The sequence below is a fragment of the Colwellia sp. 1_MG-2023 genome, assembly GCF_030546755.1.
In the GTDB taxonomy this organism is placed as follows: Bacteria; Pseudomonadota; Gammaproteobacteria; order Enterobacterales; family Alteromonadaceae; genus Thalassotalea_H.
Genome location: NZ_JAUOPE010000012.1, coordinates 16,171 through 38,330 on the forward strand (window position 1 = coordinate 16,171; position 22,160 = coordinate 38,330).

General features: G+C 36.8%; 15 protein-coding genes. 9 read left to right on the forward strand and 6 right to left on the reverse strand.

Going from position 1 to position 22,160, the window contains the following annotated elements; genetic code table 11:
* Window positions 1-69: 69 nt before the first annotated feature.
* The gene (locus tag Q4493_RS13570) at window positions 70-2,358 is read right to left on the reverse strand and encodes a YgiQ family radical SAM protein (protein WP_303453860.1); all 2,289 of its coding nucleotides are present in this window, start codon (window positions 2,356-2,358) and stop codon (window positions 70-72) included.
* 692 nt (window positions 2,359-3,050) lie between these two features.
* Between Q4493_RS13570 and Q4493_RS13580 the strand changes: the two genes are divergently transcribed.
* Entirely contained in the window at window positions 3,051-5,603 is a 2,553-nt protein-coding gene (locus tag Q4493_RS13580; protein ID WP_303453611.1) for a prolyl oligopeptidase family serine peptidase, read from the forward strand.
* A gap of 84 nt (window positions 5,604-5,687) precedes the next feature.
* On the opposite strand, the gene Q4493_RS13585 is transcribed toward Q4493_RS13580, so the two are convergent.
* The 5 genes from Q4493_RS13585 to Q4493_RS13605 form a co-directional block, all read right to left on the reverse strand.
* Window positions 5,688-5,873 (reverse strand): hypothetical protein, encoded by a 186-nt coding sequence (locus Q4493_RS13585; RefSeq protein ID WP_303453613.1) that lies wholly within the window; start codon window positions 5,871-5,873, stop codon window positions 5,688-5,690.
* A 187-nt stretch (window positions 5,874-6,060) separates the two neighbouring features.
* The gene (locus Q4493_RS13590) at window positions 6,061-6,966 is read right to left on the reverse strand and encodes a GyrI-like domain-containing protein (protein ID WP_303453615.1); all 906 of its coding nucleotides are present in this window, start codon (window positions 6,964-6,966) and stop codon (window positions 6,061-6,063) included.
* Window positions 6,967-7,120: 154 nt separating this feature from the next.
* Complete coding sequence (locus Q4493_RS13595; RefSeq protein WP_303453617.1) at window positions 7,121-8,557, reverse strand: alkaline phosphatase; 1,437 nt, start codon at window positions 8,555-8,557, stop codon at window positions 7,121-7,123.
* A 19-nt stretch (window positions 8,558-8,576) separates the two neighbouring features.
* The gene (locus tag Q4493_RS13600; protein ID WP_303453619.1) at window positions 8,577-9,776 is read right to left on the reverse strand and encodes an endonuclease/exonuclease/phosphatase family protein; all 1,200 of its coding nucleotides are present in this window, start codon (window positions 9,774-9,776) and stop codon (window positions 8,577-8,579) included.
* A complete protein-coding gene (locus Q4493_RS13605; protein WP_303453621.1) occupies window positions 9,777-10,397 on the reverse strand; it encodes a TetR/AcrR family transcriptional regulator in 621 nt (206 codons plus the stop codon).
* A gap of 705 nt (window positions 10,398-11,102) precedes the next feature.
* Here Q4493_RS13605 and Q4493_RS13610 point away from each other — a divergent pair.
* From Q4493_RS13610 to Q4493_RS13645, 8 genes are all read left to right on the forward strand, one after another.
* A complete protein-coding gene (locus tag Q4493_RS13610) occupies window positions 11,103-14,279 on the forward strand; it encodes a TonB-dependent receptor (RefSeq protein WP_303453623.1) in 3,177 nt (1,058 codons plus the stop codon).
* Between the two features lie 123 nt (window positions 14,280-14,402).
* Window positions 14,403-14,813: a cytidine deaminase gene (locus tag Q4493_RS13615; RefSeq protein ID WP_303453626.1), complete on the forward strand. Its 411-nt coding sequence runs from the start codon at window positions 14,403-14,405 to the stop codon at window positions 14,811-14,813.
* Window positions 14,814-14,822: 9 nt separating this feature from the next.
* Complete coding sequence (gene deoA / locus Q4493_RS13620) at window positions 14,823-16,133, forward strand: thymidine phosphorylase (RefSeq protein ID WP_303453628.1); 1,311 nt, start codon at window positions 14,823-14,825, stop codon at window positions 16,131-16,133.
* 262 nt (window positions 16,134-16,395) lie between these two features.
* Complete coding sequence (locus Q4493_RS13625; RefSeq protein WP_303453630.1) at window positions 16,396-18,024, forward strand: TldD/PmbA family protein; 1,629 nt, start codon at window positions 16,396-16,398, stop codon at window positions 18,022-18,024.
* A gap of 39 nt (window positions 18,025-18,063) precedes the next feature.
* Window positions 18,064-19,398, forward strand: coding sequence for a TldD/PmbA family protein (locus Q4493_RS13630; RefSeq protein ID WP_303453633.1), 1,335 nt, complete (start codon window positions 18,064-18,066; stop codon window positions 19,396-19,398).
* 56 nt (window positions 19,399-19,454) lie between these two features.
* Window positions 19,455-20,156, forward strand: a complete 702-nt coding sequence (locus Q4493_RS13635) for a DUF4159 domain-containing protein (RefSeq protein ID WP_303453636.1) — start codon at window positions 19,455-19,457, stop codon at window positions 20,154-20,156.
* Window positions 20,157-20,199: 43 nt separating this feature from the next.
* Window positions 20,200-21,219 carry a MoxR family ATPase gene (locus tag Q4493_RS13640; protein WP_303453637.1) on the forward strand — a complete coding sequence of 340 codons (1,020 nt, stop codon included), beginning with the start codon at window positions 20,200-20,202 and terminating at the stop codon, window positions 21,217-21,219.
* Between the two features lie 22 nt (window positions 21,220-21,241).
* Window positions 21,242-22,159, forward strand: a complete 918-nt coding sequence (locus Q4493_RS13645; RefSeq protein ID WP_303453640.1) for a DUF58 domain-containing protein — start codon at window positions 21,242-21,244, stop codon at window positions 22,157-22,159.
* The last annotated feature ends 1 nt before the right edge of the window (window position 22,160 follow it).

The following is a 22,160-nucleotide window of genomic DNA, read 5'->3' on the forward strand; positions in this document are numbered from 1 at the left end:
GATACCCTGTGGTATCCTTTTTTCTGACGGGTTTTTGGCTTTAATAATTAGTTTTTATTGTTGACTTGGCTATTTCTTTGGACGTTTCTTTTTAGGTTTCCTATCATCAAATTGATTGTCGCTAAAACGTGTTAACCCTTGCTTTCCTTTATTAGCAGGCTTGCCATATTTATTGGTTGTGCTTCTTCGTTGCCCTGGAGAGGTTTTCTTTCCTGAAGCATTATTTTTCCCTTTACCATTATTTTTATAATGTTGCTGTTCTTTTTCCCCTCGTGTTTCGTGAGGAACTAAACAACCAGGTTTAGAGCCAATAAGTTTTCTTGCTAAGCCCATTTTTGTTAACGCAGCACGGATCAAAGCCCAATTAGCAGGATCATGATAACGCAAAATAGCTTTATGTAAGCGTCTCTGTATTGTGCCTTTTGGAATAGGTACTGTTTCACTATCTTTCTTAACTCTTCTTAATGAGTCTATCTCAGTGTGATACAGCGTCGTTGCATTGGCTAATGGCGACGGGTAAAAGTTTTGTACTTGATCTAGCTTAAAATCATTTTCTTTCAACCATAATGCCAGATTAACCATATCCATATCGGTAGTGCCCGGATGAGCTGAAATGAAATAGGGGATAAGGTATTGTTTTTTCCCGGCCGCTTTAGAGTAATGATCAAACATTTCTTTAAATTTATTATAGCTACCCATACCTGGCTTCATCATTTTATTGAGTGGGCCTTCTTCGGTATGTTCAGGGGCTATTTTTAAATAACCACCGACATGATGTGTGGCTAATTCTTTAACATATTCAGGATCTTGTATGGCTAAATCATAGCGAACACCTGACGCAATCAATACTTTTTTAATCCCTTTTACTTTTCTCGCTCTGCGATAAAGGTTAATGGTTGGTGTGTGATCGGTATCTAAGTGCCCACAGATCGTAGGCCAAACACAAGAAGGTTTTCTACAGGTGGCTTCCGCTTTTTCACTTTTACAACGCAATTGATACATATTGGCTGTTGGTCCGCCAAGATCGGATATAACACCGGTAAAACCTGGCACTTTTTGTTTTATATCTTCAATCTCATTAATGATTGAGTCTTCACTTCGGCTTTGAATGATTCTACCTTCATGTTCAGTAATTGAACAGAAAGTACAACCACCAAAACAACCTCGCATAATATTAATTGAGGTTTTTATCATTTCATAAGCCGGAATTTTAGCGTTACCGTAACTTGGGTGTGGCACTCGTTGGTATGATAGACCAAAAACGCCATCCATTTCCGCTTCTGTTAATGGTGTTGCGGGTGGATTTAACCAAATAATTCTATCGCCATGTTTCTGCACTAGAGGCTTGGCTGAAGTAGGATTTACCTCTTGATGAAAAATTCGTGACGCGTGCGCATATAAAATTTTATTGTCTTTGACTTGTTCAAACGTTGGCAAATTTATATAAGTATTTAACCAAGGCTTCTTCTTGTCATGCCACGATTTGTTTTGTAATGATTTTGCCTTAAAATCAATAATTTGTACGGGTTGTGCTTGTTGGGTAATATCTGTAGTAGCATCTGCTTCATTAGACGATGATTTTTGCTCGCTACAGCTCGTGTTATCAATTTCTTGATATGGACTGTGAATAGGATCAATTTTACCCGGTTTATCGACATTTCTTGAGTCTATACCGTGCCAACCTGGTAAGACTTGGCTCGCTAAAAAAGCACTGCCTCTGACATCTGTAATTGCTTTTACATCTTCTCCCGCGGCAATTCTGTGGGCAATTTCTACTAGTGGTCGCTCTGCATTACCATACACTAATAAATCTGCTTTAGAGTCAAATAGTACAGAGCGTCTCACTTTGTCAGACCAATAATCATAATGAGCAATACGGCGTAAACTTGCTTCAATGCCACCTATAATAACCGGAACACCTTTAAAAGCTTCTTTACAACGCTGAGTATAAGCCGTTACTGCACGATCTGGGCGCTTTCCACCTTCATCGTTTGGTGTATATGCGTCATCGTGACGAATTCTACGTTCAGCCGTATAACGATTGATCATCGAATCCATATTGCCTGCAGTGACACCAAAAAATAAATTTGGCTTACCTAAACGCATAAAGGCATCTTTTGAATGCCAATCAGGTTGTGCGATGATCCCAACTCTAAAGCCTTGCGACTCAAGCATACGTCCGATAATTGCCATACCAAAGCTAGGGTGGTCAACGTAGGCATCACCTGTTACTAAAATAATATCGCAGCTGTCCCAGCCTAATTCATCCATTTCTTTACGAGACATAGGTAAAAATGGAGCAGTGCCATAGCATTCAGCCCAATATTTGGGATAGGTAAATAAGTCTTGTGCAGGCATTTGGGTAGAAGCAATCAAACGTGTAAATCTCGAAAATTAAAGCATGAGGTATTATAACATACAGTTATTATAATGGTTATAGTTCATCTATATTGAAGCGTGAGAAAGATTACCCGTTTATATAGTTGAGTTTTTAGTTGAGTTTTATCTTAACAATATTAGGGGCTGTTGATCTTTCGAGATTGTTTTTGCCGCATTTTATTGGGTATTTATACAAGGCAGAGTCTTGTAATAGGGTTGTTCCACATAAAAAGGCGATAAAGACTTTATGCTCCTGCAAAGTCACCTTACCCCACATCCTTGTGGGGCAACGCCGTTAAAAATGATCAACAAACGTTGTCCGAAGAATTCGGCTAAAATCGGTTTGCTCTTTGTTGAGTAGTATTTGCATAGAATGACTAGGCTGTACACTAATTGCCGCGATTAGAACGATTTTATCTCGAATAAAATTTAACCGCGAAAGATTAACAGCCCCTAACTCAACTTCTTTGTTCTTAACCTTTAATTAGGCGAGTAAACCGATAATTTTGTTATTTAATCGCAAAAGCTTGCATTTATTACTCAATAAAATATAGGCTGCTTTTAATCATGCTTTTTCACACGAGATGAATTTTACTTGGTGTTAATATTTTAATGTTCCCCAAGTTAAAAACAACTCGTTCGGTTTATTTTAACAATTAAGTTTTAGAATTATGATGAAAATAAAAATTATTTCTACCGCCATTAGCTTTTCACTGTTAGGTTGTGTAACTACCACAACTGGTGAGCAAACGGCCGAAGCTATCCTTGATAGCCAACCTGAATCAGTTAGTACAACAACACCTCCACGATCTTCTCAAACTGCAACTTCAGTATTTAACAAAAAAGAGCCAAAATCATCGATTGCTAAAGTACTTCAGACTAAAAATGATTCTGAATTGGCAAGTAATGATGTTATTACGCTTGAACAAATAATGGCTGATCCTGATTGGATGGGGCGCTCTCCTGAACGCATGTATTGGGGAGATGATAATCAAACCGTTTTATATCAACAAAAGCAATTAGGTAATCCGCTGAGAGACCTTGTGAAAAAATCATTACTAACAAAAAGTAATGGTCAGCGAGTGGCTCTGGCAGATATGCACATCAATGCCGATCGTAATGCACAGTTAAACCGCGCAGGAACGCATGAAGTTTATGTTTATCAAGGTAATGTTTTTCTTAAAGAAGTTGCCAGTCAGCAAGTTCAGCAACTAACTAATACTTCTGCGACAGAACGTTCAGCAATGTTTTTGAATAATGGTAATGTTGTTTATCGTGTTGGTGATAAGTTTTTTGAACATGATATAAAAACTAGCAAGATTAATGAATTAGCTAGCTTGGTTATGAAAAAATCACCAGATGCTGATGATAAAGAACCTGCATATATCGCTAAAGAGCAAAGTAAGTTACTGAAATACATTGCGCTTACTCAAAAGAATAAACAACTAAAAAATGAGCAAAGTGAACAGCTTAAAGCGAAAAATAGTACCATCACCAAGAGTGAGTTTTATTTTGGTGAAGGGAAAAAAATTGTCCATGCGAGTTTGTCGCCAAATGGCGATAAAATGGTGGTAGCGATAGCTGAGAGTAAACCAAGTCGTGCTGCTAGTGACATTATGCCTAATTATATTGCTGAAGATGGTCATATCAAGCCAGAAAAAGTGCGTCATAGGGTGGCGGATAATCGTCAATACAGCGAGGAGTTGTTTTTATTAGATTTAAAATCAGGACAAAAATTCTCGTTAAGTTACGAAACGTTACCAGGCTTTGATGAAGATGTTTTAGCTAGTGTTAAAAGTGAAAATTATAAGCGTGAAGGGAAAACCTACCAGAGCGAAAAATCACCACGAAATATACATGTTATGAGAGCTTCAAATGCAATTCAATGGCATAAAGATGGCAAACAAGTTGCGTTGTTATTAGAAGCGTGGGACAACAAAGATCGATGGTTAGCTTCTGTAAATTTACTAGAAAACAAGTTAGTGACTCAACACCGTTTACATGATGACGCTTGGGTGAGTTATGCATTTAATGAATTTGGTTGGATAAATAAAAATCTCTATTATCTATCAGAAGAGTCTGGTTATTCTCATCTTTATACTAAGTCATTAAAAGGTAAAGCTAAAAAGCTAACTTCAGGATCATTCGAAATTAGCAATGTCACACTAACTAAAGATAATAAACGTTTTATCTTTAAAGCAAATAAAAAGCATCCCGGCATTTATGAAATTTATCAACTGGCGATAGATACGGGAAAAATGTCTGCCTTAACTGATTTAGGTGGAATGAATGATTACGTATTAAGCCCAGATGAAAGCAAATTGCTGATTAATCATTCCACAGTAACTATGCCGCCTGAACTATATGTTAAACGTATAGGCGAGCAAACAAAAGCAGAACGAATTACTCATACGGTTTCGGAAAATTTTTTGAGCTTGCCTTGGGTTGCGCCAACGGTGGTGGCAATTCCTTCTTCTTATCAAGACGATCCGGTTTATTCGCGGGTATATTTACCGAAAGGTTATGATCAAAATCAAACTAAAAATAAAGCGGTAATGTTTACCCATGGCGCTGGCTATTTACAAAACGCACATTTAGGCTGGTCTGGTTATTTTCGTGAGTTTATGTTCCATAGTTTATTAGTACAAAAAGGCTATGTTGTTATTGATATGGATTACCGAGCGTCGAAAGGTTACGGACGTGATTGGCGCACCGCTATTTATCGTCATATGGGAAAACCAGAAGTTGAAGATATGCGTGATGGCGTTGAATGGTTAATTGACAATGCAAATGTTGATCGCCGAAGAATAGGCACTTATGGTGGCTCTTACGGTGGTTTTTTAACGTTAATGTCGATGTTTAAAGAGCCTGACTTATTTGAAGCAGGGGCGGCTATTCGTTTAGTGTCGGACTGGGCCTATTACAATCATGGTTATACTTCGAACATTTTAAATACCCCGAAAGATGATGCCATCGCCTATGAACGTAGTTCACCTATTTATTTTGCGCAGGGGCTTGAGAAGCCGTTATTAATCAATGCTCCTATGGTTGACGATAATGTATTTTTTCAAGATACCGTGCGTTTAGTACAGCGATTGATAGAACTTGAAAAACAAGACTTTGAAACAGCTATTTATCCGGTAGAACCGCATGGTTTTGTACAACCTAGTTCTTGGTTAGATGAATATCGTCGTATTTTTAAATTATTTGAAACGACGCTTTAATTTTAAGAAAGGTTAAAAGCAACTCAACTAGTTATCGTTTAAGCGGTAATTAGTTGAGTTTTTTTGTTTTGGTTGGTCACAAAGTTAAATAACTACCACTTCTATTTGTTTATCTTTTTGTTGTTCGATATATAACCTAGCCAGTTCAATCGAACCAAATTGTTGTTTAATAAGCTGATAAGCTCGAAATTTTGCTGAGGCTAATTGATGATCTTGAGATTGTGCTAGAAATACCCAAGTTTCGACGATAGAGAGTGGTAAGGACTTCATACATTGCTTCCTTGCAATAACAACTACAACTTTTAGTATTATAGACCTATCTTTGTTGCTTTGCTTAATTCTATCTATAATATATTCTTATTTTATTGATATTTTTTCATAACTTGGATTCATATTAATTTTGCGAACACTCCTTTGAATATGGGCGGTGCAAGCGGCGATAAGTTACTGGTACTGTCTATAAAAGGGGTAAATAAATATCAATAATCGTTTCAGATTCAGCAACATCAGGAAACATTTTTACGCGTTCTAAAATACAGGGGAAATCTCTTAATTGTTCACCGCTTTGGGGTAACCATTCGCCATATAATATATCAAAACTCTTTGCTAAAAATCGGTCTGAGCCGATATGACGATATTTAGCACATCTTCCAGCAGGGATAGTTAAATTAAAAACACCAAATGTATTTTCCTCAATTTTCTTTTTAGTTTGTGCACAAATATCAAATCGATAATCACCTTCATTGCTTTGGCTGGGATCACTATAAATCAGATTAAACGTTTTTGATTGATTTGGTGGTGTGTGATGTGCTTTTCGCCAAGAAATAAAATGTTGCACACTCGCCATGATGTTATTTGGCGAGCCAATATGGGAATAAACGGCGAGGTCAGTTTGGGGGAAATTGACGATGGAAATTGAGTTGATATCATTATTAATCACTGAATTATTATACATAAGTTCTGTCACTTTTTTCTGTTTTTGTTGTTTGTCCTGATCACCTAGATTGTTAACTATAGATAGCCAAGGTTTTATTTTTGGTGATTTTCTATATTGACTCGGTGTTTGGTGAAACATTTGTTTAAAGGCTCGAGAAAATGATTCACTATTGGAAAAGGTAGCTTTTTCCGCTATTTCTCCAATGGAGAGATGTTGACGATAAACTAATTGTAAAGCCGCTTTTTCTAAACGAGATTGTTGAATGTATTGATGTAGCGGTTGGCCAATATAAGCACTAAATTGTCGATGAAAATGATAGGCTGAAAAGCAAGCTATGTGACTTAATTGAGCTAAATTTATCGGTTTTTCAAGATTTTTATCAATATATTCTAGTACTGTTGCAAATCGCTGTTGGTAACTGGTCATTTCGTTTGATGGGTTGAAGTAATTTTTTTTATAGTAATAAAGTTTGTAAAGAAATACCTGACAATTCTTGCTAAAAAAGGCCAAACATAATGTTTAGCCTTGGTTGTATTATATTGATATTTTATTGTGATATTAGGAAGCCAATACCAATCATTTATTTATTATTTTCAAGTAACTTAAAAATACCTTTGGCAATGTCTGTATTGTCAATTACGCCAGAGAAAGGTTGTTTTTCACTGCCAATCACGTAAACAGGAACATCCACACCTGTATGAGTTGCTGAATCACTGATTCCACCCCAGCCAGTGTTAGTTCTAATATCGATAATCTCTTTAAGTTCTGCGGCAATAAGTCTATAAACCGTTGGTGGATATTTGCTTGTTCGTTCAGCTTTTGGCGTTTGATAATATAAGTCTACTGTAGCCGCTGCTGTCGATTTACGTGTTTGTAATCGGTCGTACTCTTGTTGTGTTAATTCAAAATTTAATAAATCACTAACTTGTTCAATAGTTAATTTATTTTTTTCAAATTGCTTTGCAACGCCTTCAGGAGATAAGGTCATCGAACGTAAAATCTCTGGCAACCAAGTATAGTCACTTCTAACGTTAGGCGCTTTAAGGTAGGTTTTTCTACCAATACTAAGGCCACCAGTACTATGATCTGCGGTTAATATGACTAAAGTATCTGGATGCTGGTTAACATATTGTTCTAAAAACTCAAATGTTTTGGCAAGATCATCCATTTCGTACATGGCTGATGCGATATCATTTGAGTGTCCTGCCCAGTCAACTTGGCTTGCTTCTACTAACATGAAGAAACCTTGCTCGTTTTCTAATTGCGAGATAGCCGCTTTTGTCATTGCCGATAAGCGATGTGGGTTTGTATCATCGAGTGCCCAAGGCAAGCCTGTTTTACCAAAAAGTCCAAGCACTGGTTTATCTGAAGGTAAGCTTGATAAATTTTGGTAATTATCAAGATAATGAAAACCTGATTGTTTAAATTCTTCCACTAAATTACGATCTTTACGAATAAAATAGCGCCAACCACCACCTAGATATATATCAGCTTTAATACCATCATCGAGGTAACTATCAGCAATTTCATTATAGTTTCTTCGGTATTCATTATGTGATAAATAAGAAGCGGGTGTTGCGTGGTTAATTTGCGAAGTGACAACCACACCCGTTTTTTTACCTAGCTCTTTTGCTCTTTCTAAAACTGTTTTTACTGGCTGTTTATTTACATCAACACTAATGGCATCGTTATAGGTTTTTACGCCGGTTGCTAAGGCCGTTGCCGCAGCTGCTGAATCGGTTATATAACCAGAAACACTTGCCGGGTAAGTAGTAGCAGTACCAACATAATGGCGATCAAATACCGTTCTATCTACACCTTCAGTCGTTAAGTCGTCGGCAAAGTTTCGATAAGCGGTGACGTATGCTGGGCCCATACCGTCAGCTACAACCATAATGATATTGTTAATGGCTGGCTGATTTTTATTGATATTGTTATCTATTTCTTTATGAGTATTGTTTGCGTTACAAGCAGTGGCTAATGCCGTTATTAATAGTGTGGGTAATAGTTTTTTCATTAATAATTCCGTGATGTTTTTATTCTGAAATTTCTAAGTCTAACCAGACTAATCTATGGTCTGATGAAGCTTGTCTATCTTTAATTAAGCGGTATTGTGGGGTATTTTTTTCTGGCCAAAAGACACCTGATGCAATGAGGTTAAAGCCTTTTTTTGACGGTAATACATAATCCGCTCTCATACGCCAGTAGGCGGTATGGTGTTTAGCTAGTGAGTTTTCTGCACTGTGTAATTTTGCGCCTTTACTTGCAGGTAATGCATCTTGAACATTGTCATGATTTAATAATGCAGAGATACTTGAATTTATTGCATCGCCTTCAGTCGCAGAGGCATTTAAATCACCAAGAATAATAAACGGGCTATTAGGTGTTAAGCCACCATATTGTCCTTTATCATCATAAATATAAGCATTGTCTTTTTCTGAAATATAATCATGCCAGAAGCGAATTTCATCATGGTTACGTTTGCCATTTCGATCTTCGGGCCCATCAAAAACAGGTGGAGTAGGGTGACTTGCTAAAATATGAATTTGCTTATTATTAATGTTCACCGGGATATCCCAATGTGATTTAGACGATAAGCGCAAACCTTGCCATGCTTCATCACTATACCAAGACTTACCTGTTTGTGGATCGATAGGTTGCAGAGCATTAGGCATATCTTTCCATTTAAAGGTTTGAAAACTTCTTACTTGTTCTGCATTTATAGGATATTTTGAAAGTAACACCATACCAAAGTGACCAGGGAAATGACCAAAACCATAGGTATCTGCTGGTTGTTCGATTTTGTTATCACCATTTAAATCAAAAGGGGTTTTTACCCCAGTGTTAACACTTGATTGATAATAATAAGGAAAATGAATTTTATTTTGTTCTTGTTGAGAAACATTCAAATATTGATTAAGAAATAATTGCAGCTCTTTACCATCGGGAGAATAGTCAAATTCATTTAGTAGTATGATGTCAGGGTTTACACGTTGAATAATTTCAGCAATATTTTTAATTTGCTGGTGATTTGATGTAAGTGCTTGGTTAAGCTCATTTCCGACAACTTTAGCAGGTTGACCTTTTACTCGTTTACTATAGTTTAATGCTTCCATGCTGACGTTAAAGGTTGCCACTCTTATCGTGTCATCCGTGTTAATATGGTTCGCTTTCGCATTCATAGAAAATACCGTTAAAGATAAAAAGGTTAGTAACGTTGTTAGTAAATTCATCATTTATTTTACCTCTAAACCACGAAGAATGAATTGAGTTAAAAATTGAGTAACTTGCTCAATATCATCTTCTTCATAATCTGCTCGATTCATAATGGTTAAAATTTGTGTTTCAAAGTCAGCATAATGTTGTGTTGAGGACCAAATTATAAAAATAAGATTGATCGGTTCAATATTGATCATTCTTCCTTCATCAATCCAAAGTTGAAATATTTTTGATTTATCTCGTACCCATTGTCTTAAATAGGTTCGAGCGAATTCTTTTAGATGTTGAGCCCCTTGAATAATTTCCATCGCATAAATTTTTGATGCCTTCGGATGATTAAAAGACATTTTAACTTTTGCAGAAACAAATTTTTCAATCGCAACTTTTGGTCCATCTTCATAGACAATATCACCAATGCCTTGATCCCACATGTCTAGTGTTCTTTCTAAAACAGCGTGATAAATGTTTTCTTTATTTTTAAAATAATAAAGTACATTTGCTTTTGGCAATCCTGCAAGATCCGCAATTGATTGAACGGTCGCCCCTTTATATCCATTGGAAATAAATTCATCTTGAGCAGCGAGGAGTATTTTTTCTTGGCTGTGTATTCTTATTTTGCCTTGTTTTTTATCCGTCATTTTAAATCTTTTTTATTTATCGTTTTTATAAAAGTACGCAGGTATGCCTTTTTAGCAGTATGCGCATAAAAAGTCACGAGTTAGCTTTTTTATCTTGTTTATTTGGTCAAGAAATTTAACTTTACTCTATAAGATTCACCGTAATTAATAAATGAAAATAGCGTGTTTACATCAGGTTATTTGGAATTATTTTCATTTTATTTGGTTTTTATTACTGGTTGATGACTATTTCGCTGCTTTACTGTCAAAATATAAGATTATTGTTATTTTATATTTTTAATAATGATTAACCTGAGTAAATGGTTCTTTAATTTTTGGTTCTATAACGCACATTTTATATGGGTTTTTGTTATAGGGGTTAATAAACTTGACTAAATGGTTATTGATTATTGCTTGGCAGGGTTTACTCGAGATAAATTAAATGTAATAAATTTTATTAATAAGTGCGTGGAATTTTAAAAGCCTATTAACTTATTGTATTTATAGGTTTTTTGTTGTTTTTTGTGGTTTTGCTGTTAATTGCTAATGATTATTAAAACTTGTTTTTTTGTTTATGGTGAAATATTGTAATAAAAATGTAAGAAATGTCTGGTCTAATTTAGACATATAAAAGGCAATAAACGCATTTTGTATTTTTTTAACTAATATTAAATTGACTAATAGTCGCACCATAAAAATAAAACATACACCAAGGGAACTTAAACGATGAAAACCCAACGTCTCTCACTTATATCAAGTGCAGTAATACTCGCACTTGGTTTATCAACATCAGCAATGGCGGATGATACATCTTCAGCAATGCGAGGAACTTTAGTTTCGACGAGCGGTAATGCTGTTACAGATGCAACAATTACAATTGTTCATACCCCATCAGGTACAAAGAAAACTCTAACAGTAAATGAATCTGGAAATTTTTCAGCTAAAGGCTTACGAGTTGGAGGGCCTTACACTGTAACTATTGACTCTGATGTTTATGCTGATAAAAAATTGGAAGGTATTTACATTACTTTAGGTGATGTTTTTCGTATTAGCGAAACTTTAGAAAATGAAGACATTGAACGAATTTCAGTAACAGGTTCATCAAATTTTTACGATCCTTCTAAAGGTTCATCAAGCGTATTTAGCGGTGATGACTTATCAAAATCTTCAGCTTTTAATCGTGACTTAAAAGACATAGTTAGACAAAACCCAATGGCTGTTGTTGGTAACGATGGTGTTTCTCTTTCATTAGCAGGTAGTAACCCTAGATATAATAGTTTAGCTGTTGATGGTGTGAACCTGAATGATGATTTTGGTTTAGCTGGAAATGGCTACCCAACAGAACGTTCACCAATTTCCTTTGATTCAATAGATCAAATTAGTGTCGCTATAGCGCCATTTACAGCGAAAGAAGGTGGGTTTTCAGGTGGTAAAATAAGCGTTGTAACTAAGTCAGGTACTAATGATTTTAGTGGTTCGATGTTTTTTGAACAAGCTAAAGATTCTTGGGCAGGTACACCTGAGCATCCAGATACTAACGAGGATATCGATTTAAGTTTTAATGAAGAATCATGGGGCGCTACATTAGGTGGTCCGATCATTAAAGATACGTTGTTCTTTTTCGCATCATATGAAACGTTCGAATCACCTAGCTCTGTTGATAAAGGCCCATCTGATGCAAATGTAGCGAATAAGGTTAGTCAAGTTTCTCAAGCTGAAGTTGATCGTGTTGTCAACATTGCCCAATCAAAATATGGTTATGATGCAGGTAGCTGGAATAACTCAATTCCATTAGAAGATGAAAAATATTCTTTAAAATTAGACTGGAATATAAATGATGATCATCGTGCATCGTTTACTTATTCTCACGGTTATAGTAATAGTGCGGGTAACCAAGGTGCAGGAAATTCTGATGATTTGTATTTATCATCTCATTGGTATAATCGTTCAAATGAATTTGATACGTATGTTGGACAGTTATTCTCAATTTGGAATGAAAACTTCTCAACAGAAGTAAAAATTTCTCAAAAAGAATCAATAAATGGTCAAATTCCATTAGGTGGATTATCGTTCGGTGAAGCCAAAATTGATACGGTAAATGGCGGACAAATTATGATCGGCCCTGATGATAGTCGACATGCTAATGAGTTAACTAATGAAACGTTCCAATTTAGAGTAAGCGGTGAATATCTTTATGAAGACCACGCTATTTCATTTGGCTGGGAGTATGAGAAAGTAGATGTATATAACATTTTCATGCAACATTATTTAGGGTCTTGGTACTTTGATAGTATTGATGATTTCGAAAATGGTAAAGCGAACTGGTTTGAATATCAAAATAACCCAAGCTTAAATCGTGATGACGCTGCTGCCGCATTTAGTTTAGGAAATCATGCATTATATATTGAAGATAGCTGGGATGTAACAGATACATTAAACGTTACTTATGGTTTACGTTATGAGCTTACCATTAACGATGATAAACCGAATGCAAACCAAGGTTTTAAAGATCGTTATGGATACAGCAATGATGAAAACCTTGATGGTCTAGATGTATTTATGCCACGTGTAGGTTTTACATGGGACGCAACGGATGAGTTAACCATTCGTGGTGGTGTTGGTCGTTTTAGTGGTGGCCGTCCAAATGTATTTATCTCAAATGCCTTCACTAACGATGGCTCTCGTATAGCGGCATATAAAAGTTTTGGTGATGCAATTGCAGAAAGTACCTTTTTACAAAATGCTGATTTAAACAGTGTTCCTCAGCATGCTCAAGACGAAGTTGCTAGTGCTGTACTTGGTGGTCCAAATACGAATATTGATGCAATAGACCCGAACTTTGAAATACCTACAACAATGCAATATAGCTTAGCAGCAGATTATGTTGGAGATTTTTCGGATTACGGTCTTGGTGATGACTGGCGCATTAGTGCAGAAGTGTTATATAAAGATAACGAGAAAGACATGACTTGGTCTGACTTATCGCGCACTTTAGATACTTCAAAAGGTGATAACGGTTATACTGTTGAAGGTCGTCCAATTTATACATTAGCCGATCCTAGCCGTGATAATCGTGATGTATTGTTAACCAATACTTCTGGCGGTCATTCATTAATAGAAACATTTAGCCTAGCGAAAAATTGGAATACAGGCTTTAAAGCTAATTTCTCTTATACACATTCATCAATTCGTAACAGAATTGATGCAACGGGTACATCTACAAATACTGCGTATAACTACAACCCTGTAATTGATCCTGAAAACCCAAGTATAGGTACGTCAGCGTACGAAGTTAAGCACAGATTAACGTTAAACCTATCATATAACACTGAAGTTTTTGATGGTTACAATACTGCTTTTCATATGTTTTGGGAACGTAAATCAGGTCGACCTTATAGCTATTTACTGGGCTGGAATAACAGAGACGGAATTTCAGGTGAACTTGACTTAACCAGTGCTAATTTACCCTACATCCCAACAGGTGCTGACGATGGTGCTGTAGATTTTGTTAACGGCTTAAGCTATAACGAAATTATCGGAGAATTAAGTAAAGCCGGTATTTCATCTGCAGGTGGTTATTTGCCTAAAAATGGGTATCGTGCTCCTTGGACAACTACTCTTGACTTACGTTTAGAGCAAGAACTTCCTGGTTTTATGGAAGGTCATAAAGGTTTAATTTACTTTGATATAAAAAATGCTTTAGCAATCTTTGATGAAGATGCCGCTAGAGTTTATCAATTACCTTTTGGTCAATCAGCTACAGAAATACTTGATTACAGCATTAATGATGCAGGTCAATATGTATACGAAAGTGCTAATATAAGCCAAGGCGAATCACCAGTTGAATGGAAAGATCGTGAATCTACTTGGTCTATGAAAATTGGTGTTAAGTATACGTTTTAATTAACATTGCTGTGTTAAAAAAAGCCGAGTTAATTCTCGGCTTTTTTATATCAAAAATCATATACTTCTTAAATTGAATACACTATAGTTGACCAATTGGTAGGTTTTTATTGTGTAGTAAAAATGACAGTTACAAATGAACAAAAAACAAAATTAGTTAATCAAGCTAAAGTAGCCTATGCAAGCGCATATGCACCCTATAGTAAGTTTCATGTAGGAGCAGCTGCATTAACTGCTCAAGATAATATTGTTAGCGGCTGTAATGTTGAAAATGCGTCTTATGGCTTAACGGTTTGTGCTGAACGAAATTGTATTGCACAAGCGGTAATTGGCGGCGAACAAGATTTTAAAACTTTGGTCATTTATACCGAGCAAGAAAAACTAACACCACCATGCGGTGCGTGCCGACAAGTGATTGTTGAGTTTTTTGAACCACAAGCCATCATCATGGCTGTTAATCACTTAAACCAATCAAAAACATGGACAGTAGATGAACTTCTACCATCAGCTTTCACTCCTAAAGATCTTATTTAAAGGTATTGTATGTATCTTCCTCAAGAAATTATTCGTAGAAAACGCGATGGACTTAACCTTTCTCAGCAAAACATTAAGGATTTTGTTGATGGCTTAGTGACCGGTAAGTTTAATGATGCGCAAGTTGGCTCTATGGCGATGGCTATTTTTCAACAAGGGATGAATACCGACGAAATTGTGCAGCTTACTCACGCTATGATGCATTCAGGTGATGTCATTACTTGGCCTGAGCTTGACAAACCTGTCGTTGATAAACATTCAACAGGGGGAGTCGGTGATAAAGTCAGTTTTATGCTAGCAGCCATAGTGGCAAGTTGTGGAGCTTATGTGCCTATGATTGCGGGTCGTGGTTTAGGTCATACAGGCGGGACGGTTGATAAATTAGAAAGTATTAAAGGTTTTAATGTTCAACCTTCTATTGCCGATTTTAAGCGTATTACTAAAGAGTTGGGCGTGGCGATTATTTCTCAAACCGATAATCTAGCTCCTGCAGATAAACGCTTATATGGTATTCGAGATATTACTGCCACCGTTGAATCTATTCCGTTGATCACAGCGTCTATACTATCTAAAAAATTAGCGGCGGGATTAGATGCATTGGTAATGGATGTGAAAGTCGGTAATGGCGCAATGATGAATAATATTGAAGGAGCAACCGCATTAGCACAATCTATTGTTAATGTGGCAAAAGGTGCTGGCGTGAATACTCAAGCAATTATTACTGACATGAACCAAGTATTAGGTTCAACGGCCGGTAATGCTTTAGAAATGAAAGAAACCGTTGATTATCTTACCGGTAAACAACGTGAGCCAAGATTGCATCAAGTCACGTGTCAATTAGCCAGTGCAATGTTAGTAAACACAAAAATAGCTGATAACCATGCTAATGCTATGGAAAAAATAGAGCGAGTGTTGGCTTCAGGTGAAGCGGCTGAGTTGTTTAATGAAATGATCGCAAGCTTAGGAGGTCCCACTGATTTTATTGATAATCCATGGGGAGCTATGAATAAAGCAGATATTATAGTTGATATTTTAGCGCCACACAGTGGCTATATAGATACCATGCAAACACGTGATATTGGTTTAGCGGTTGTTGGTATGAAAGGCGGGCGTTCAGCCAACGGTCAACAAATTGATCATCGAGTCGGTTTTGATCGTATTTTACCTATTGGTACTTTGGTCAATCGTGGTGATGTTATTGCTCGTGTTCATGGCAGTGATGTCGACAGTACCAAAGTAGCACAAAAACAATACAACCAAGCCGTTACAATCAGTGAATCCATGCCTGAAAAACAACCCGTTATTCACAAAATCATCTAACTTTATTTGACACTTACTTTGTTACATTTCGTTATAAATTCTCTTTAAGTTATCCAACAATTAATTGAATCGTTGGATAACTCTCTTCCCTCGCGCTAATTTTTATTTCTGAAACATGTTGTTAATATTTCGATGAACTGTCTATTGTTAGAGTTCAATAACCTGTTATAGACTAAGAGAATATCTTATATTCAATAGGTTGGTATTCGATTGGTTATAAGTATTAAACAAAAATAAATTATTACAACAAAAGGGAACTCAGATGGAAAGACGTGACTTTATAAAGTTATCTGGCGTAGGGGCAGGTGCTATTGCCTTACCTATTTCAGGTATGGCGGTATCTGCTGAACAATTGCTCGATAAACCAATGGATGTTATTTATAAGAAAAAATTAGCAGACATTGCGCTAAATGCAGCAAAAGCAAAAGGAGCAACTTATGCGGATGCTCGAATTGGTCGTTATTTGAATCAATTTGTTACCACACGTGAAACACGTGTCGATAATATTGTTAATACTGAATCAGCAGGCATAGGCGTACGCGTAATTGCTAACGGTACTTGGGGCTTTGCTTCAACTTCAAATATGACACCAGACAGTGTTGCCAAAGCAGCAGAGCAGGCCGTTGCAGTTGCAAAAGCAAACTCTAAATTTCAAACCGTGCCAGTGCAATTAGCACCTGTTAAAGGTGTTGGTGACGTTAGTTGGCAAACGCCAATTAAAAAGAATGCTTTAGAAGTTCCCATTAAAGATAAAGTAGACCTGTTACTTTCTGCAAACGATGCTGCCTTAAAAAATGGTGCCAATTACATTACCTCAATTTTGTTCTTAGTAAATGAACAAAAATACTTTGCTTCTACCGATGGCTCTTATATTGACCAAGACGTACATCGATTATGGGCTCCATTTTTCGCAACGGCGGTAGGTAAGGAAGGCTTTAAGCAACGAACAGGTCTTGGTAATCCAGTAGGTATGGGCTTTGAATACCTTGATGGTAAAGAAGAAGATAAAATTCGTATTTCTGGTGCTAATGTTGGTTACAAAAACTCTTACGATATGGTTGAAGATGCCGCAGCTGCAGGTAAACAACTTAAAGCTAAATTAAAAGCTAAATCTGTAGAGCCAGGTAAATATGATTTGGTGCTTGACCCTGCTCATCTAATGTTAACTATTCATGAATCGGTAGGTCATCCATTAGAACTCGATCGAGTATTAGGCTATGAAGCAAACTTTGCCGGAACAAGTTTTGCCACTTTAGATAAATGGAAAAGTAAAAAATTCCAGTATGGTTCTGATATCGTTAATTTATTTGCTGATAAAACCCAAGATTATTCATTGGGAAATGTTGGCTATGATGATGAAGGGGTTAAAACCAAAGAATGGGATTTGGTTAAAGATGGCGTGTTAGTTAATTATCAAGCAACACGTGATCAAGTACATATGATAGATCAAAAAGAATCTCATGGTTGTTGTTATTCTCAAAGCTGGCGAGATGTGCAGTTCCAACGTATGCCTAATGTTTCATTAAAACCTAATGAAAAAGATATTTCCGCTGAAGATGTGATTAAAGATGTTGAAAACGGGATTTACATCGCTGGTCGTGGCTCATTTTCAATTGATCAACAGCGTTATAACTTTCAATTTGGCGGCCAGTTATTTTACGAAATTAAGAACGGTAAAATTACTGAGCAAATTGAAGACGTGGCATACCAATCTAATACCCAGCAATTTTGGAATAGTTGTACCCAAATGGCAGGGAAATCCGATTATCGCTTAGGCGGTTCTTTCTTCGATGGTAAAGGTCAGCCTTCTCAAGTAAGTGCTGTTTCACATGGTTGTCCAACGACGCGTTTTAATGACATCAATGTTATTAACACAGCGCGCAAAGTGTGATCTTTACGAAAAGAATAAATTATAAGGAAGAAAATAATCATGACAATTGTAACAGAACAACATGCTAAAGAGCTGTTAACAAAAGTAATAGCTTACTCGAAAGCTGATGAAATAGAATGTAACTTAGATGGTCGCATTGGCGGTAATATCCGTTATGCTCGAAATACCGTGTCTACAGCGGGTGAATCAAGTGATTTAACCTTAGCGGTTCAGTCAACATTTGGTAAAAGAGTAGGTGTTGCCACCATTAATGAATTTGATGATGCCTCATTAGAGAAAGTAGTACGACGATCGGAAGAGTTAGCGAAATTAGCGCCGGAAAATCCAGAGCATATGCCAAATTTTGGCAAGCAAAGCTATCAAAAATCTTCAACTTACTTTCCTAATACGGCAAAAGTTACCCCAGAAGACAGAGCGCAAGCAGCTGAAAATAGTATTAAACCATCGAAAGCAAATGATTTAGTCTCTTCAGGTTTTCTTGAAGAAGAAGTCACTTGTACTGCCATAATGAACAGCAGTGGTTTATTTGCGTATAACACAGCAACTAATGTCGACTTTTCAGTGACAATCCGAACCAAAGATGGCAAAGGGTCTGGCTGGGCGTCACGTAATTACAGTGATGTTAATTTACTTGATACTAAAGAAGCGTCTGAAATTGCGATTGAAAAATCTAAAGGTTCTGTTGATGCCAAAGAAATGGAGCCTGGCAAATACACGGTTATTTTAGAGCCAGCAGCAAGCGTTGGCTTATTAGACCGTTTAGCAGGCGCATTTGATCAAAGGCAAGCAGATGAAGGTCGTAGCTTCTTAAGTAATCAAGTTGAAGAAGGTAAAGAGGGGCCTAAAAATAAACTAGGCCAAAAAATGTTTGATGAACGTGTTCATATTTATTCTGATCCGAATCATCCTATTGCACCTTCAGCTCCTTTTGCAGGCAATGGTTATCCGAGAAATAAAGTGGACTGGATCAAAGATGGTGTGATTCAAAACATACCAAATACACCATATTGGGCAAAACACACAGGTACAAAATACGTACCTCGTGGTGGCAGTTTTATTATGGCTGGTGGTGACGAAACACTTGAGAATATGATCAAAAATACCCGTCGCGGTATTTTGGTTACACGCCTTTGGTATATTCGTGCACTCGACCCTCAAACGCTTTTACAAACGGGTTTAACTCGCGATGGTACGTTTTATATTGAAAACGGTAAGATCAAATACCCGATCAAAAACTTCCGTTTCAATGAAAGCCCCATCGTTATGCTCAATAATATTGAAGCATTAGGTAAACCGGTACGTATCGATGGCAACATGGTACCACCAATGAAGATTAGAGATTTTACATTCAGTAGTCTCTCTGACGCAGTATAGATAGAAGTATTGAGCGCTAACCTAAAAGGTTAGTGCTCAATTTTCTTTATCTAATTATGAATAAAAGACAATTTATAAAGTCATTATCAGCACTCGCAGCAGCAAACATCATCCCAAATGTCGTTAATGCAGAACAAACTTCTGTCTTTGATTTTTATTTCACGCGATTAAGTTATGAATCGGGTGATTGGGAAGTAGATGAAAGAATGCCGGCCAATGTGTTAAATTCGCTGATTGAATACACCAGTTTACGCGTTGATTTAAAAGAGCGCATTATTCCGTTGTCAGATCCGCAAATGCTTAATTCGCCATTTTGCTATATGGCAGGGCATCGGCTTGTGCAATTTAATCATGAAGAAAAACAAAACTTTAAGACCTATGTTGAAAACGGTGGTTTTGTATTTGTTGATGACTGTAATCATGATATTGATGGCATGTTTGCTCGCACGTTTGAGAAACAAATGGCAGAAATGTTTGGTGAACAAGCACTAAAAAAAATTCCTAATGATCATGCTATTTATTCATCATTTTTTACCTTTGATGGGCCACCAAGAACTTCTATAGAGTTAAATGGTTGGGGCGATGATCTTGTCCATAATTATTTAAAAGCCATTGAAATTAATGGCCGAATTGCGGTGTTATACAGTAATAAAGATCTCGGTTGTGAATGGGATTATGACTTTCGAAACAAACGCTGGTTAAAAGTAGATAATACTCGATTTGCCGTTAACATTGTCATTTATTCAATGACCACCTAATTAACACTAAACCTCATTAAAAAGTCACGAAAATAGGCAAGCTATGAACGAAGAAGCATTAAACGAGCAACAAGTAAAAGAAGCGTTAAGTAAATTACAGCACGTTATTGATGAAGTGGGAAAGGTGATTGTTGGGCAACAAGATGTTATTGAAGAATTACTGATCTGTATTCTTGCCGGTGGTCATTGTTTATTGGAAGGTGTACCGGGGCTTGCGAAAACATTAATGGTAAGTTCTTTAGCAAAGACACTTGAATTAGATTTTAATCGAGTGCAGTTTACACCTGATTTAATGCCCAGTGATATTGTTGGCACCGAAATTTTAGAAACCGACCATGACAGCGGTGATCGCTTTTTCAAATTTCAACAAGGACCTGTTTTTACTAATATTTTATTGGCTGATGAGATCAACCGAACTCCCCCTAAAACACAAGCGGCGTTACTTGAAGCGATGCAAGAAAAATCAGTGAGTTATGGCGGAAAAGCGTATCAATTACCACAACCATTTTTTGTCTTAGCGACTCAAAACCCTGTTGAACAAGCCGGTACTTATCCTTTACCTGAAGCTCAACTCGATAGATTTTTAATGTTAGTCCGTGTTGGCTATCCGAGTGCTTCTGATGAAATAGAGATCTTAAAACGCACGACAGGTAATGTTTCTGCTACGTTGAGCAAAGTGCTCTCAGGTGAAGCAATGTTGGTGTTACAAAAATTAACCCGCTCGGTAGAAATATCTGACGCACTTGTAGGTTATGTGACGGACATTGTAAGAGCGACACGAACAGACAATGAACAGAAAAGTAGTTGTGAAAAAGTAAATGATTATATTCGATGGGGAGCTGGCCCTCGTGCAGGGCAAGCACTGGTACTTTGTGCAAAAGCGAAAGCGTTATTGTCAGGGCGTTATGCAGTAACGTTAGCAGATATTAATTTTGTCGCCTACGCCGTACTTAGACATCGTATGTTATTAAACTTTCAAGCAGAAGCGGAAAATATTTCGACAGATAATGTTATCAAAGCGTTGTTGGCGGATGTTAAACAGCCGATAAGCCCACTTGTTTAATGGTAGGTTTTATTCGTAATCAATGAAAAATTTTATCGATCCTAAAACCTTATCACGTGTAAAAGATTTACCTTTAGTGGCTAAAACTATTGCGCAAGGATTTTTGCATGGTATTCATTCGAGCGTACAACGAGGCGTTGGCATCGAATTTAGTCAATATCGTGTTTATGAGCCTGGTGATGAGCTGTCTAAAGTTGACTGGAAATTATTTGCTCGCTCTGATCGTTATTTTGTTCGAGAAGCTGAACGAGAAAGTGATATTAATATTTGGTTAGTGATCGATAGCAGTGCATCTATGGCGCAAAAATCGGTTGGCACAGGTAACAATAGTGGTTTAACTAAGTTGCAATATAGCCAATTTTTAGCCGCTACCATGGCATATTTAGGGCAAAACCAAGGGGATAATGTTGGCTTATTAGGCTTATCTACCCAGCAAAAACAATTTTTGCCTGCGCTATCGGGGCAACGACATTATCAAAAAGTGTTAATTAATTTAGCGCAAATTAATAGTGGCGGGCATTTTCCATCGGCAAGTAGCATTCGTTCGCAGTTACATTCCATGCAAAAGTCCGGACTTATATTTGTGATCAGTGACTTTTATCAATACGACAATACGAATGAAAATGATGTGGTCAATATTGTTGCTGATTTAGTCAATGACAGAACGGATGTTATCGCTATTCAGTTGCAATCAAATGATGAAATAGAATTTTCATTTAAGGGGGCACTTAAAGTTGAAGATTTAGAAACGAAACAGCAATTACTCCTTTCATCAACGCAAGCAAAAGCCGCTTATTTAAAAACACGTAACGAATTTAATCAGCAATTAACAGACTCTTTTTCCACTAAACGTATAAAGCATTGGCCAGTAAATATTGATCTGCCATTAGATGAAACCTTGTTTCAGTTTTTAAAAATAAGACAAAAGGTCAGTTGTTAAT